The sequence below is a fragment of the Clostridium sp. MCC345 genome (assembly GCF_018785345.1).
GTDB lineage: Bacteria > Bacillota > Clostridia > Lachnospirales > Anaerotignaceae > Anaerotignum_A > Anaerotignum_A faecicola.
In genome coordinates, this window is sequence record NZ_WQPP01000012.1 from 16,837 (window position 1) to 31,172 (window position 14,336).

17 protein-coding genes, 1 tRNA gene and 1 other RNA gene are annotated in these 14,336 nt (G+C 48.2%); 17 read left to right on the forward strand and 2 right to left on the reverse strand.

The genetic code is table 11. The annotated features are described in order from the left end of the window. The first annotated feature begins 78 nt into the window (after window positions 1-78). The 6 genes from GPK49_RS03595 to GPK49_RS13140 all read left to right on the forward strand — a co-directional run bounded on the left by GPK49_RS03595 (window position 79) and on the right by GPK49_RS13140 (window position 4,101). Window positions 79-537: a signal peptidase II gene (locus GPK49_RS03595; protein WP_215676772.1), complete on the forward strand. Its 459-nt coding sequence runs from the start codon at window positions 79-81 to the stop codon at window positions 535-537. A gap of 44 nt (window positions 538-581) precedes the next feature. Then, a non-coding RNA gene (gene ssrS / locus GPK49_RS03600) (6S RNA) lies at window positions 582-771 on the forward strand. A 113-nt stretch (window positions 772-884) separates the two neighbouring features. Beyond that, window positions 885-3,161 (forward strand): SpoIID/LytB domain-containing protein, encoded by a 2,277-nt coding sequence (locus GPK49_RS03605; protein WP_215676773.1) that lies wholly within the window; start codon window positions 885-887, stop codon window positions 3,159-3,161. Window positions 3,162-3,275: 114 nt separating this feature from the next. Next, on the forward strand, window positions 3,276-3,548 hold the full coding sequence (locus GPK49_RS03610) for a hypothetical protein (RefSeq protein ID WP_016407443.1): 273 nt from the start codon (window positions 3,276-3,278) through the stop codon (window positions 3,546-3,548). A 139-nt stretch (window positions 3,549-3,687) separates the two neighbouring features. Continuing rightward, the gene (locus GPK49_RS13135) at window positions 3,688-3,774 is read left to right on the forward strand and encodes a putative holin-like toxin (protein WP_408608201.1); all 87 of its coding nucleotides are present in this window, start codon (window positions 3,688-3,690) and stop codon (window positions 3,772-3,774) included. A 243-nt stretch (window positions 3,775-4,017) separates the two neighbouring features. After that, window positions 4,018-4,101 carry a putative holin-like toxin gene (locus GPK49_RS13140; RefSeq protein WP_423780772.1) on the forward strand — a complete coding sequence of 28 codons (84 nt, stop codon included), beginning with the start codon at window positions 4,018-4,020 and terminating at the stop codon, window positions 4,099-4,101. A 224-nt stretch (window positions 4,102-4,325) separates the two neighbouring features. Here GPK49_RS13140 and GPK49_RS03615 read toward each other — a convergent pair whose 3' ends face one another. Further along, window positions 4,326-4,928: a cytidylate kinase-like family protein gene (locus tag GPK49_RS03615; RefSeq protein ID WP_215676774.1), complete on the reverse strand. Its 603-nt coding sequence runs from the start codon at window positions 4,926-4,928 to the stop codon at window positions 4,326-4,328. Window positions 4,929-5,157: 229 nt separating this feature from the next. Between GPK49_RS03615 and aspS the strand changes: the two genes are divergently transcribed. The 3 genes from aspS (at window position 5,158) to GPK49_RS03630 (ending at window position 8,133) form a co-directional block, all read left to right on the forward strand. Continuing rightward, a complete protein-coding gene (gene aspS, locus GPK49_RS03620; protein WP_215676775.1) occupies window positions 5,158-6,963 on the forward strand; it encodes an aspartate--tRNA ligase in 1,806 nt (601 codons plus the stop codon). 114 nt (window positions 6,964-7,077) lie between these two features. Further along, a tRNA-Pro gene (locus GPK49_RS03625) sits at window positions 7,078-7,151 on the forward strand. A gap of 142 nt (window positions 7,152-7,293) precedes the next feature. Further along, window positions 7,294-8,133 carry an undecaprenyl-diphosphate phosphatase gene (locus GPK49_RS03630; RefSeq protein ID WP_215676776.1) on the forward strand — a complete coding sequence of 280 codons (840 nt, stop codon included), beginning with the start codon at window positions 7,294-7,296 and terminating at the stop codon, window positions 8,131-8,133. A gap of 56 nt (window positions 8,134-8,189) precedes the next feature. Here the strand turns inward: GPK49_RS03630 and GPK49_RS03635 are convergent, their stop codons facing one another. Then, entirely contained in the window at window positions 8,190-8,603 is a 414-nt protein-coding gene (locus GPK49_RS03635) for a hypothetical protein (protein ID WP_016407439.1), read from the reverse strand. 155 nt (window positions 8,604-8,758) lie between these two features. Between GPK49_RS03635 and GPK49_RS03640 the strand changes: the two genes are divergently transcribed. The 8 genes from GPK49_RS03640 (at window position 8,759) to fabG (ending at window position 14,288) form a co-directional block, all read left to right on the forward strand. Next, window positions 8,759-9,418, forward strand: coding sequence for a B3/B4 domain-containing protein (locus GPK49_RS03640; protein ID WP_016407438.1), 660 nt, complete (start codon window positions 8,759-8,761; stop codon window positions 9,416-9,418). Between the two features lie 31 nt (window positions 9,419-9,449). Beyond that, on the forward strand, window positions 9,450-9,956 hold the full coding sequence (locus GPK49_RS03645) for an RNA polymerase sigma factor (protein ID WP_215676777.1): 507 nt from the start codon (window positions 9,450-9,452) through the stop codon (window positions 9,954-9,956). Further along, window positions 9,940-10,251 (forward strand): zf-HC2 domain-containing protein, encoded by a 312-nt coding sequence (locus tag GPK49_RS03650; protein ID WP_215676778.1) that lies wholly within the window; start codon window positions 9,940-9,942, stop codon window positions 10,249-10,251. The genes GPK49_RS03645 and GPK49_RS03650 overlap by 17 nt, the downstream gene beginning before the upstream one ends. A 197-nt stretch (window positions 10,252-10,448) precedes the next feature. Continuing rightward, on the forward strand, window positions 10,449-11,405 hold the full coding sequence (locus GPK49_RS03655; RefSeq protein WP_215676779.1) for a beta-ketoacyl-ACP synthase III: 957 nt from the start codon (window positions 10,449-10,451) through the stop codon (window positions 11,403-11,405). 49 nt (window positions 11,406-11,454) lie between these two features. After that, window positions 11,455-11,679 carry an acyl carrier protein gene (locus tag GPK49_RS03660; RefSeq protein WP_016407434.1) on the forward strand — a complete coding sequence of 75 codons (225 nt, stop codon included), beginning with the start codon at window positions 11,455-11,457 and terminating at the stop codon, window positions 11,677-11,679. A 31-nt stretch (window positions 11,680-11,710) separates the two neighbouring features. Continuing rightward, a complete protein-coding gene (locus GPK49_RS03665; RefSeq protein ID WP_016407433.1) occupies window positions 11,711-12,661 on the forward strand; it encodes a nitronate monooxygenase in 951 nt (316 codons plus the stop codon). Next, window positions 12,649-13,563 carry an ACP S-malonyltransferase gene (locus GPK49_RS03670; RefSeq protein ID WP_215676780.1) on the forward strand — a complete coding sequence of 305 codons (915 nt, stop codon included), beginning with the start codon at window positions 12,649-12,651 and terminating at the stop codon, window positions 13,561-13,563. The genes GPK49_RS03665 and GPK49_RS03670 overlap by 13 nt, the downstream gene beginning before the upstream one ends. Next, entirely contained in the window at window positions 13,557-14,288 is a 732-nt protein-coding gene (gene fabG, locus GPK49_RS03675) for a 3-oxoacyl-[acyl-carrier-protein] reductase (protein ID WP_016407431.1), read from the forward strand. The genes GPK49_RS03670 and fabG overlap by 7 nt, the downstream gene beginning before the upstream one ends. Window positions 14,289-14,336 lie beyond the last annotated feature (48 nt).

A 14,336-nucleotide genomic window follows, 5' to 3' on the forward strand; every position in this document is an offset into this window, starting at 1 on the left:
TGCCTTATATTAGAATTATAATACGGTAATAGATTTGTGACAAGGCATTTGCACGGAAAAGATTGGGGGCATGGAAAAATGAAAGCAATTCTGGCGATTCTGACAGTTCTGGGGATAGACCTTTCCTCGAAGGAGTGGGCAGAGAAAAACCTGCCGCTCAATAAAAAACGGGAAATTGTCAAAGATCACCTCTATTTCTGGCACATAAAGAACAGAGGCATCGCATATAATAGATTCAGCGGAAGAAGAAAGGGAATCCTTCTTGCCACGGGCGTGCTGCTTGCCTTTTACGGCGGTCTGCTGGTGCGGATTTTACGCGGCAAAGGGGAAAGACGGCTTGCCCTTCCGCTTGCCCTGACTCTGGGCGGCGGTGCGGCAAATTTCTGGGAGCGGCTCAGAAAAGGGCGCGTGACGGATTTTCTATTCATCCCCGTGAAGAGGAAAAATGCCCCGATTTTCAACATTGCGGATGTTTCGATTGTCGTTGGTGCGCTCTGGATGACAGTGATTCCGTTTCTCAAAAGTAAGAAAAAATGATTTTACTGTTGCCTAACATGGGCGATTGTAGTATAATCAGTACAGAAATCCTGAAATGCACGACAACTTGCTATATTTGAACCTACATTACTGACTCGGGATTCCTATAAACAGCGGATATGTCAGGCCCCAAGATAATTCCCTTTGGGCGGGGGAAGGCAGATTCCGAGGTTGCGGAAACCCACCTGGCTTAGGCTAGGTGTCAAGGGGCAAGACCGGCATTTCGGGGTTATTTTTTTATATTATATTAAAACAGAAATAGAGCATCAGCAGAGAACTGAACCGCCGGAAGGCGGTTCTTTTTTTGCTACAGATGTATATACTTGTACCGATAAGGAGTTGGTACAATGAAAAAATACATATTACTGGGCGGTCTGCTGCTGCTTTCCCTTTCCGCATGCGGTACGGAGCGACCGGCAGAGCGCGCAAAGGTGGGGCAGATTGGTGCAGAGAGCTCCGTCAGTCGGGAAATGGCGGCGAAAACGATTGCCTTAGCGTTTTATACGAATCAGGAATTGGATGAAATGGAAACGAAGCTGAATTTTTCCGACCTTTCAGCGGAGGACTGGGCGTATCCTTATATTCAAGGCTGTGTGGAGCAGGGCTTTTTCGCGGGCAGTGAGGAAGGCACCTTTCGTCCGCAGGCGGATTTAACGCTTTGGGAGGCACAGGCATTGATGGACAGGCTTGCGCCCGATTATAACAGCCGCATTGTGCTGACGGCGGAGAATAAAAACATGGCGGTTTCCTATGAGCTTTGGGTACAGCTTTTGGAAACGGCGCTTAAGGCAAGGCGCGGAGAGGACAGCCTTTATTCCTATGGGATTCAAACGGAAAATGCGGTGGTTCTGGATGCGGATGGGCTTTGCGATACGGGCAGATTTACTGCGGCAGGCATAGATTTAACGCCCTATGCCGCAAGCCGCATTACCTTTCTGGAAAAGGATGGGGAAATCCTTGCGCTGCTGACGGTAGAAGCCGCTTCGCCTGTGGTGAAAAATATCTATTGCAGGCAGGAAAAAGGTGCGCTTTTTCTGGAAACGGGGGAGGGCGCGGCGATGCTTGCCTATGGAAAGGCGCTTGATGAGGGAATTTATGATGTAAAACTGGAAAACGGTAAGGTCGCAGAGGTGACGGCAGCGGAATCTGTCGGAGGCTGCACCGTGAAGCGTGTGGACGGAGAAACGCTGTATCTGGCGGAGCGGGGCGAGCTGCCTTGGGCGGAAGCGGCAAGGGTTTATGATGCGGCAGGAGAAGAAATCGCAAAGGCGGATTTTACCGATTTGATTTGCGGCACGGATTGCGGCGAATTTTTTGAAAAGGACGGGGAAATCTGTGCGGCGGTGATTCGTACTCCTGCGGTTCTGGAGCGGATGCGTGTCCTTCTGAAGGGGGCGGAGCAGAAAACCGTAACCCTTTCCGCGGAGAATGGCTTTACGCTTTCCAATGGAACAAATGAGAAGCATTTTTTACCCGAAGGAAAGGCGGTTCTGACAGCCGATTTGTCTTGGTTTTCGCATGGCATTGTGACGGCAACGGCAGAAACACCGATTCGTGTGGCATTTGCAGACGGAACAGCGTATCAATATGAAGGCACGATTGAATTGGAACGGCGCGGCGCAGACAGCCTTGCTGTTATCAATGAACTGCCCTTGGAACGGTATCTGCTCGGCGTTGTGCCGCATGAAATGCCGACCTCCTTCGGACAGACGGCGTTGGAGGCGCAGGCAATTACGGCACGCAGCTATGCCTATAATCAGTTTTATGCGAATACCTATTGTGCGTATGGCGCGCATGTAACCGATACCACCGCCAGTCAGGTGTATCTGGGCTATGCTGAAAATGAAACGGCGGCACAGGCAGTGAAAGCGACCGAGGGGATGTGCGCCGTAACGAAAACAGGTGCGGTGGCGCAGACCTATTTTTATTCCACCTCCTGTGGCTTCGGGGCAGGCAGTCAGGAGGTTTGGTCGAAGGACGGCAGCTTTTCCGGCAGGGAAAAATCCTATTTACAGGCGCAGACCTACGGGGATTTCGCGCCGCCGCAGACAGAGGAGGAATGGCTTGCCTTCTGGCAGGATTGGAAGAAACAGGGATATGATATGAATTCACCGTGGTATCGCTGGAAGGTGTATTTCAGCTGTGGACAGCTGACAGAAATTTTGCAGAAAACTCTGGCGGAAAGCGCGAATTGCAGGATAGAAGGGAATCAAAATGATTTGGGCAGGCTGACAGGCACTGCGGTGACACGCAGAGGACAGGGTGGACTCGCAATGGAATTGCAGCTGGACTTTGAAAAGGGGATGGCAACGGTGAAAACGGAAAATGCTATCCGTAAGGCGCTTTCGCCAACAAAAAGAACCCTTGGTGAGCCGATTTATTTACAGCGGAAGGATGGAGAGAGCATAACGGGAGCGGTACTGCTGCCAAGCGGTTTTTTTGCGGTCAAGGAAATGAGAAATACGAAGGGAACGCTGACGGGCGTGGCACTTTACGGCGGCGGAAACGGGCATGGCGTTGGACTGAGCCAGTATGGCGCGAAATATCTTGCGGAGCAGGGGAAAACGGCGGCGGAAATTATCGCATGCTATTTTCCGGGGACGAAGGTGGAAAAGGTGTTATAAAGAGAGTGGGACTCGATTTTCTCTCTGAAAAAATCCGTAGTGGACTGAAAACAGTCCCTTTTCTGAAGAAGAAATGTGCTATCATAGGGCAGATGGCGGAAAGGAAGTGTTTTTATGGCTATGGATGAAATGAAAAGGCAGTTATTTGAACAGGAAAGATGGATTTACCGCTTGTCTGCCCTGAGCGGTCTGGTTTATATGCTAAGCAATTCTTTGCAGGCAGTTGAAATGGACGGAAAGGATGATTATATCAATGCTGTCGGGTATATAAGCAGTTCCTTGTCAGAAACAGAATTGGCTCTGCAACAGCTATCCGAGGAAATGTTCACATCTTTCAGAGGTTGGAAAGCACAGACGTATGCGCTTTTGCAGGAATATCCTGTGTAAAAGAAAAAAGTCCCATAAGGGACTTTTTTGTTGCAAGGAAAGTATATTGTCGAAAAAAGGAAAACATGCTATGATGGATACATGGAAACCGTGATGGGTGGCTGACCTCCGATTTTAACTAAGGATTGGAGGTGGTGCTATGAATACTTATGAAGTGTGGATGACCGTACTTACATTTGGCTTATTTTTGATAGCACTCCTCTCTTATATAGACAAGAGAAAATAAAAAGGCTACCTGTCATAGAACTTTGGACGGTTTAGACAGGTAGTCTTACCCCTGAGGTTGACCACAACGTGGCGGTTTCCTACTTAGTTTCATTATATCATAATATTTAGAATTGTAAAGCATGTACAGAAATTGTGGATGCCTTTTTATTGTATTGTCGAAAAAAGGAAAACATGCTATGATGGATACATGGAAACCGTGATGGGTGGCTGACCTCCTTTAACTAAGGAGGAGGTGAGGCGTATGACAGTATATGAATCCATGATGATCATGTTGACATTTGGTTTATTTCTGGTTGCCTTGCTCTCTTATCTACATAAGAAATAAGAGCAATAAAAAAGCTACCCTCATAAGTATCTTGCCGGATTCTTAGGGTAGCCTAAACCGATGAGGTCAACCACCAATGTACAGGGGAGATGAACCCTGCCGCTGTAGGCGGCTTTGCAAAGCAAAGTGCTGATTCGTGGCGGTTTCCTACTTAGTTTTATTATATCATAATATTTAGAATTGTAAAGCATGTACAGCGTTTGTGTGTGCTTTTTTTATCGCTTTTATCGCAGAGAAACGTAGGTTTTAATAACCTCCACGATTTTATCCAGATCCATTCTGGAGGTGTTGAGGATGAGGTCATAATTTTCTGCCTTTCCCCATTTGCCGCCTGTGAAGTAGTTGTAATAATTCGCACGGCGCTTATCGGTCTTAATCACCATGGATTCTGCGCCCTGAGGGTCGTGGTGATAGGTATGGATGGCACGCTCCACGCGGTCGGGCAAATCCGCCTGCAGGAAAATATTGATGCAGTTGGGGTTTTCGGACAGCACATAGTTTGCGGAACGCCCAACAATCACGCAGGGGCCCTCCTCTGCCACCTCTTTGATGACCTGAGACTGCACCAGAAAGATTTTTTCATTCAGCGGCAGACCGACAGAATCAATGCTGGGGGTCAGAGAGGTCAGAGAGAAAAACAGATTGCCGACAGAGGTTTTTTCTGCATCCTTGAAGCATTCCACGGAAAGTCCGGTTTTTTCCGCTGCCATGGTAATCAGTTCGTTATCATAAAAGGGAATCCCAAGGGCTTCCGCCAGTTTTTTGCCGACAATGCGACCGCCGCTGCCATATTGGCGGCTGATGGTGATGATTTTATTCTGGTTCATGGTAACAACTCCTTATCGTTCAGAAATGCAATTTCTGTAAAATTTATTTTTCATATTTTTTCATTATACCGCTTTTCCCAAAAAGTGACAAGCGGAGATTTTTTCGGTGAAAAAACAGCTTTTTCCGCTTGGAAACTTTACTTTTTCAAGAAAAGTGTTTATGATATTAAGGATGGACTACTATGACAGTAGAAAACAGAAATAGATAAAAGAGTAAGGAGATAGTGACATGGGTGAAGCTTTAACAGGTTTAAAAAGAAGCTGCATGTGCTGCGATGTAAACGAAAGCATGATTGGGCAGGAAGTGACGGTAATGGGCTGGGTACAGCGTCGCCGCGACCTGGGTCAGCTGATTTTCATTGCATTAAGAGACAAAACGGGTCTGGTGCAGATTGCAATCGATGGCAACACAGCAGAAAAGGATTTGTTCGCAAAGGCGGAAACGGTTCGCAGTGAATATGTACTGGCAGTGAAGGGTCTGGTTGCCGCAAGAGAAGATGGCAACATCAACCCCAACATGAAAACAGGGAAAATCGAGATTATCGCCAAGGAGCTGCGTATCCTTTCCGAATCCGAAACAACCCCCTTCCAGATTGAGGACAACATCACTGTAAAGGATGATTTGCGTCTGAAATATCGTTATCTGGATCTGAGAAGACCTTCTCAGCTGAAAAATCTGGTGCTGCGTCATAAGGTTGTACAGGTGATGAGAAACTTCCTGGATAAAGAGGGCTTTCTGGAGATTGAAACTCCTGTTCTGGGCAAATCCACACCCGAAGGCGCAAGAGACTATCTCGTACCTTCCCGCGTACACCCCGGCAATTTCTATGGTCTGCCTCAGTCCCCACAGCTGTATAAGCAGCTTCTGATGGTTTCCGGTATGGACAGATATTATCAGGTTGCGAAATGCTTCCGTGACGAGGATTTGCGTGCGGACAGACAGCCCGAATTTACACAGGTGGACATGGAGCTGTCCTTCGTGGAAATCGAAGATATCACGGATATCAACGAAAGAATGATGCAGAAGGTATTCAAGGATTTGATGAACGTAGATATCAAGCTGCCCCTGCCCAGAATGACCTATGCAGAGGCAATGGAGCGCTTTGGTTCCGATAAGCCCGATGTACGCTTCGGCATGGAGCTGAAAAATATTTCCGATGTTGTGGCAGGTACCGATTTTGTGGTATTCAAATCTGCTTTGGAAAACGGCGGCAGCGTGCGTGCCATCAATGCGAAGGGCTGTGGCTCCTTCCCCAGAAAGAAAATCGACTCTCTGGTTGAGTTTGTAAAAACATATAAGGCAAAGGGTCTGGCTTGGATTGTGGTAAACGCAGACGGCACAATCAAATCCCAGATTGCAAAATTCTTCACACCCGAAAAAATGCAGGAAATCGTAGATGCGATGGATGGGCAGCCCGGAGACCTGATTCTCATTTGTGCGGATAAGGATAAGGTCGTATTCGACTCCCTTGGCGCACTGCGTGTAGAGCTGAGCAAAATGCTGGAGCTGACAAAGCCCGATGATTTCGCATTCCTGTGGATTACAGAATTCCCTATGCTGGAATGGGATGAAGAGGAAAACAGATATGTAGCGGTGCATCATCCGTTTACTGCACCCATGGATGAGGACTTGGAGCTGATTGACACCAATCCCGGCGCTGTGCGTGCAAAGGCATACGATATCGTTCTGAACGGCTATGAGCTGGGTGGCGGCTCCATCAGAATCCACCGCAGAGATATCCAGAAGAAGATGTTCGAGCTGCTTGGCTTCAGCGACGAGGATGCGCAGGAACGCTTCGGCTTCCTTTTGGATGCCTTCAAATACGGCGTACCCCCTCATGGCGGCTTGGCGTTCGGTCTGGACAGAATCATCATGCTGATGAGCAATGCACCCAGTATTCGTGACGTGATTGCCTTCCCTAAGGTAAAGGACGCATCCTGCCCGATGACAGATGCACCCGGCGTGGTAGACGAAAAACAGCTGGACGAGCTGGGCATTGCAATCAAGGAAACGGAAGAAGCAACAGAGGAATAAAAACGGCGAAAAGGGTGGAAAATTTTCTGCCCTTTTCTTTTTTACACGAAAAGACAAAACTTCCTCTTGACTTTTTCGCAAAAATGTAAGAAAATAGCTATGTTATACATCTGTCGGTGCGTGGCCCAGCTTGGTAGGGCGCAGCGTTCGGGTCGCTGAGGTCGTGGGTTCAAATCCCGTCGCACCGATAGGAGACTGCTTTGTTGGAATAAAATTTCAATGAAGCAGTCTTTTTTAATTTTCTCTTAAATAAGTTGTTTCCGGCAGGCAATTCGATTATAATGTAACGATGGAATAAAGCGTACAAACAGGAAAGGAGTTTCTGATAAAATGGTAACAGAAATTTTAAAGGTCATATTCTTTGGCATTGTGGAGGGCATTACGGAATGGCTGCCCATTTCCTCTACGGGACACATGATTCTGCTGAATGAATTTGTGAAGCTGCAGGTTTCGGATGAATTTTATAAGCTGTTTGAGGTTGTCATTCAGCTTGGCGCAATTCTGGCGGTTATCCTGCTGTTCTTCCACAAGCTGAATCCCTTCTCGCCAAGCAAGAGCGCGCCGCAGAGGCGGAACACATGGCGGCTGTGGTTCAAGGTGGTGCTTGCGGTGATTCCTTCCGCGGTGATCGGGCTGCCGTTGGATGACTGGATGGATGCACATTTTTACAATTATGTTGTGGTTGCCATCACTTTGATTGTTTACGGGATTGCGTTTTTGTTTGTGGAGCGAGAAAACAGCCACCGCAGAGCCTACGCAAATTCAGTGTACGATATTGATTTGAAAACTGCCATGCTCATCGGCTGCTTCCAGTGCCTGAGCCTGATTCCCGGCACCTCCCGTTCCGGTTCCACCATTCTGGGTGCAATCATCCTTGGTGTAGGCAGAGCGGCAGGGGCAGAGTTCTCCTTCTTCCTTGCCATCCCCACGATGCTTGGCGCAAGCGTACTGAAGCTTGTGAAATTCCTGCTTTCCGGCGTTTCCGCAACAGGCGCGGAGTGGGCGATTCTGGCGGTCGGCTGCGTGGTTTCCTTCGTGGTCAGCCTGCTTGTCATCAAGGGTCTGATGGAATATGTACGCAAGCACAGCTTTGCGGTATTCGGTGTGTACCGCATCATTCTGGGGGTACTGGTTCTGGGATATTTTGCCTTCCAAACCCTGCACGCATAAAAATTACATAAGGGAAAATAAAAAACGGAGCCGATTTTTTCGACTCCGTTCATTTTTTATTCTGCTTCAATCTGTTCAAAGATTTCCTGTGCAGGCTTCTGATACCAGCCTGTCTTATCCTCGCTGACAAGTCCTGCGGTCTGGGAATTATAATACATTTCACATGCCTCAAGGTCATTCATTTTGTGCTTTTTCTGCAGCAGTGCAACCACCTCTGCGCCGACAGCGGCACGGTTTTCGTGATGGGTATATTCCTTCTCCTGCTCTCCGGCATCGCTTTCCAGATAGGTCAGCCCGTCAATCATGCCGACAAAGAAATCAATATCCATTTCGGGGAAGGTTTTGTGGCTGTCCAGAATCAGGTCAATGAAGCCGGACTGCTGAAAGGAAATAAATACCTTATTACTGGGGATATTTTTCAGATCACTGTAATATTCTACGCAGGAAACAACTAAAGTACGCTGGTCCATTTTTCTCTCTCCTTTTTATTCATAAAAAATTTACTAAGATTTATGATACCGCATTTTCACATAATTTTCAACCATTCCCCGCAGGAAAACTTGACATTCTCCGATTTTCCAGTATGCTAAAGGAAGCAAGATAAAATTGGAAGGAAGTGCTTATTTTGGTAGCAGTAAAAATAGATGAAACCTTAAAGGAACGCTGCCCTGATGCTGCTTTGGGGCTTTTGCAGGCAAAGGTTGCGGTTGCGCCCGATCCGGAAGAATTTCTGGCACTGCTGAATGGGAAAATTGCGGAGCTTTCCGAGGTGGAGCTTTCGCAGGCAAATAAGAGAGATAAAATTCAGACAACCAGAAAGGCGTATAAGGCATTGGGGAAGGAGCCCAACCGCTATCGTTCCTCCGCAGAGGCAATGTGCAGAAGAATTGCAAAGGAACGAGGGTTGTATTACATCAATAACGTGGTGGATATCAATAATTATCTTTCCATCAAATCGGGGTATTCTATGGGGACGTATGATCTTGCGAAAACAAAGGGCGACATCCTCTGGATGCGTGCGCCCGAAGGCACGGCATACCGCGGCATCGGCAAGGATGTGCTGAATATTGAGTTTCTGCCGGTTTTGTTTGACGAGGAAGGACCCTTCGGCAATCCCACCAGTGATAATGACAGAACCATGATTACGGATGCAACAGAGGATTTGCTTCTGGTATATTATGCCTTTGATGGGGCAGAGGATTTGCCTGCGCTTCTCTCCGAAGCAAAGGACTTACTGGAAAAATATGCAGGGGGCAGAGAATTTGAGACGGAAATCTTGATTTGAAAAATCCGAATATAATAAGGAAGGTGATCGGATGAAAACCTTTGAAAGCTTATATCGGGACTATTACCAGAAGGTATATGCGTTTCTCAACCGCATGTGTGCCGATGGAGATTTAGCGGAGGATTTGACGCAGGAAACCTTTTTGCAGGCATATAAATCACTCTATAAATTTCGGGGAGAGTGTGAGGTTTTTACTTGGCTTGCGGCAATTGGCAAGCATACCTATTTCAAATATCTGAAAAAGAAGCGGCTGCATCTGGATGCGGCGAATTTGGATTTGGTGGCGCAGAGTTATCTGAAGGGGGATGTCAGCCCGGAGGAGCATGTCAGCCAGAAGGATATTGAAAAAGCGGTGCGCAAGGTGGTTGAGGATATCCCGAAGAAATACCGCGATGTGGTGGTGCTGCGTGTTTATGCGGAGCTGCCGTTTTCGCAGGTTGCACAGATACTCAGGATTAGCGAAAATTCTGCAAAGGTGATTTATTTCAGAGCGAAGAAAATGCTGATGGAGGTGTTGAAGGATGAATTGGAAATGTGAACTGGTGATGGATCTGGCACCTCTGTATTATGACGGGGTTGCAAGCAGGGTCAGCAAAAGGCTGGTGAAAAAGCATCTGCGTGAGTGCCCACAGTGCCGCACCTATTATAAAAAATATCACCCTGTAGACAAAGTTCCCACAGAAGTCCCGAATTGGGATGTGGAGGAAAATTATGCCATGCTGGCAAGAAAAGTCCGCAAAAGACGGCTTGTGCTTTGGGGCGGCTTCCTTTCCTATCTGAGCACGACAATTGTTGCACTGGTGTTTTGGTATGCAAGGGAACAAAAAAGATGAAAAAAATTTAAGACAGAAAATGCCGAAAATCCGAGGGTTTTCGTCGGCTCTCTTTTTTGCACAAAAAAATTTGCGAAATTTGTGTAACTTTTTTCGTAATTTAGGGTACTAAGTTAAAGTAACGAAAAAATGGAACGGATTTCGGTAAATGAAATAGTTTCTCATATTCCCTGAGAAAGGGGAGAAGGAGTGGAAAAATGAGCTTTCGTGTGTTAGGGACGGGCATGTATGTCCCACCCAAGGTTGTTACGAATGATGACCTGTCACAGTTTTTAGAGACCAATGACGAATGGATTACCCAGAGGGTCGGCGTAAAGGAACGCCATATCAGCACAAATGAAACGGCGGCGGATATGGGTGCCAAGGCTGCAAGGGCTGCTTTGGAAAACAGTGGCGTAGCGGCGGAGGAAATCGACCTGATTTTGGCGGCAAGCGTCAGCGGGGAGAGCATTTCCCCTTCTGTTTCCTGCATGATTCAGAATCTGCTGGGGCTTTCCTGCATGACCATGGATATCAATGCGGCATGCTCTGCGTTTGATTTTCTTCTGGAAACGGCGGCAGGGTTCTTTGCCAGAGGCAAGGTGAAGAAGGTGCTCGTTATCGGGGCAGAACGTCTGAGCCGCCTGCTGGATTGGAATGACAGAGGCACTGCGGTTATCTTCGGTGACGGCGCAGGTGCGGTGGTTCTGGAAGCAGGTGAAAATTATCTGGATGCTGTTTTTGATGTAAAGGGCGGCGATGATGTCATTGATATTCCACAGCCTGTGGGGATGTCTCCCTTCTATGAAAGAGGACAGGAAAAGAAGCCCTATATTCACATGGCAGGGCAGGAAACCTTTAAATTTGCGGTAACCGCCATTTGCAGAGACTGCAAGGGAATTCTGGAGCGCAATGGGCTGACCTTTGATGATATCGCGTATATTGTGCCGCATCAGGCAAATCAGCGCATCATTGATTTCGCAAGCACAAAGCTGAAGGTGCCCAAGGAAAAATTTTATTTAAATATTCATAAATACGGCAATACTTCTTCCGCCAGCATTCCCATTGCCTTGGACGAACTGAACCGGGCAGGGAAGCTGCATAGAGGAGATTTATTATTACTGCCCGCCTTTGGCGGCGGTCTGGCAAGCGCCTGTTGTTTAGTAAGATGGTAAAAAAGAAAAGAAAACAAGAAAAAAAAGGTAAAAGAAAAGGAGAAAAATTATGGTATTCGAAAAAATCGCAGCAATGTTGGCAGAAAAACTGGAATGTGACGCAGCAGAAATCAAAATGGACACAGAATTCAGCACACTGGGCATCGACTCTCTGGATGTTATGGAGCTTCTGATGAATCTGGAAGAAGAGCTGGGCACAGAAATCGAAATGGGCGAAAACAAAGTAAACACTGTTGGCGATCTGGTTAAGCTGATCGAAGAAAAACAGGCGTAAGATAAAAACAAAGGAAAAGGAGGACGACGATATGATCGTTTCACCGATTTGTGAGATGCTGGGCATCAAATATCCTATTTTTCAGGGCGGTATGGCATGGATTGCTGACGGCAAGCTGGCGGCAGCGGTTTCCAATGGCGGCGGCCTTGGGATTATCTCTGCAATGAACGCAGGCGGCGATTATCTGAGAGAACAGATTCGCATTGCAAGAAGCCTGACAGATAAACCCTTCGGCGTGAATATCATGCTGATGAGTCCCCATGTGCAGGAAGTTGCAAAAATCGTTGCGGAGGAAAAGGTGGCAGTAGTCACCACAGGTGCAGGCATTCCCAATCAATATGTTCCCATGTGGAAGGAAGCAGGCATCAAGGTGATTCCTGTAGCGGCTTCTGTCGCAGCGGCAAAGATGATGGCGAGAGCAGGTGCAGATGCTGTCATTGCCGAAGGTGGCGAATCCGGCGGTCATATCGGCGAGCTTTCCACCATGCCCTTGGTTCCCCAGGTGGCAGATGCGGTGGATATCCCTGTACTGGCGGCAGGCGGCATCGGCGACGGCAGAGGGATGGCAGCGGCATTTATGCTGGGCGCAGTTGGCGTGCAGATGGGCACTCGTTTCCTGCTTGCAGAGGAATGTGGTGTGCATCAGAATTATAAGGATATGGTGAAAAAGGCAACGGATGTTTCCACAACAGCGACAGGCAGACGCTTCGGCGGCAGCACCTGCCGTGTGATGAAAAACCAGTTTGCCCGTCATTTCCTGCAGGTGGAATATGCCCCCGAAACAACCGCCGAAATGGTAGATAAGCTGGGCGTTGGCGCACTGCGCAAGGCAGCAGTGGAGGGCGATACCAAGGAAGGCTGCTTTATGGCAGGGCAGATTGCCGGCATGGTGAAAAAGGAACAGCCTGCGGCAGAAATTGTGCAGGAAATTGCAGCAGAAGCAGAGGCGTTACTGAAAGGAGCGGCAAAATGGGTAAAATAGCATTTGTTTTTTCCGGTCAGGGCGCACAGAAGGCAGGCATGGGCAAAAGCTTTTATGATAACAACGAAACCGTAAAGGATTTGTTCGACAGAGCAGAAACCCTCAGAAGCGGTACACTGGCGCAGTGCTTTTCCGGCACCGCGGAGGAGCTGAAGGAAACCCAGAATACACAGCCCTGTCTGTATCTGACAGATCTTGCGGCGGCGATTGCGCTTTCCGAAGCAGGTATCCCTGTGGATGGCGTGGCAGGCTTTTCTCTGGGTGAACTGCCTGCATTGGCGTTTGCCGGTGCGTATAGCCATCTGGATGGTTTCCGTCTGGCTTGCATCCGCGGCAGAGCTATGGCAAAGGCTGCGGCAGAGCATCCTGCGTCCATGCTTGCGGTCATGAAGCTGGACAACGCAAAAATTGAGGAAATCTGCAAGCAGTTCAAGCAGGTGTATCCCGTAAACTATAATGCGCCCGGTCAGCTTGTTGTGGCAGGGGCGATTGAGGAAATGGATGCCTTTAAGCAGGCGGTGCGTGAAGCAGGCGGCAGAGGTCTGCCCGTAGCAGTCGGCGGGGGGTTCCATTCTCCTTTCATGGATGGAGCAAGCAGGGAATTTTCCGAGGATGCAAGAGAATTTGAGCTGAGAAAGCCCGCGCTGACCGTTTATTCCAACTTTACCACAGAGCCCTATACGGAAAACGTACTGGAATTGATGGAAAATCAGATTAACCACAGTCTGCGTTGGCAGGAAAGCATGGAACGCATGGCGGCAGATGGCTTCGATACCTTCATTGAGGTAGGCATCGGCGATACGCTGAAAAAGCTCATCAAGCGCATCCTGCCCGAAGCAAGGGTATACAGCGTTTCCAATATGGAGGAAATCGAAAAGGTGAAGGAGGAAATGGGATGCTGAAAGGAAAAACAGCAGTCGTAACCGGCGGCTCCAGAGGGATTGGTAAGGCAATCTGCCTGAAATTTGCAGAAAATGGCGCAGATATTGCGTTTTTATATGCGGGCAATACCGCGAAGGCGGAGGAAACCGTAAAGGAATTGGAAGGACTGGGCGTAAAGGCAAAGGCATATCAGTGCAACGTTGCGGATGCAGATGCCGTTGCGGCAGTTGTAAAGGAAATCGTGAAGGATTTCGGCGGCATTCAGATTCTGGTGAATAACGCAGGCATTACGAAGGATAAGCTGGTGCCCATGATGAAGGCGGCAGATTTTGACGCAGTCATTGATACAAACCTCAAGGGCGCATTTTATATGACAAAAGGGGTATATCCTCTTTTCCTCAAGCAGAAGGGCGGCAAGATTATCAATATCAGCTCCGTTTCCGGTCTGACAGGCAACCCTGGGCAGGCAAATTATTCCGCATCCAAGGCAGGGGTAATCGGGCTGACAAAATCCGTTGCCAAGGAACTGGCTTCCAGAGGGGTATGCTGCAATGCAATCGCTCCCGGCTTTATCGCAACGGAAATGACACAGGCATTGGAAAACGATACATTGAAGGATGCCATTCCCATGAAGCGCTTCGGCGAAGCGGAGGAAGTGGCGAAGCTGGCATTGTTCTTAGCGTCGGAACATTCTGATTACATTACAGGCGAGGTCATCCGTATTGATGGCGGTCTGGCATGCTGAATCGGCGCGAAGGAACCGAAAAAGCAGTCGGATTTCGCAGGAAAGGAT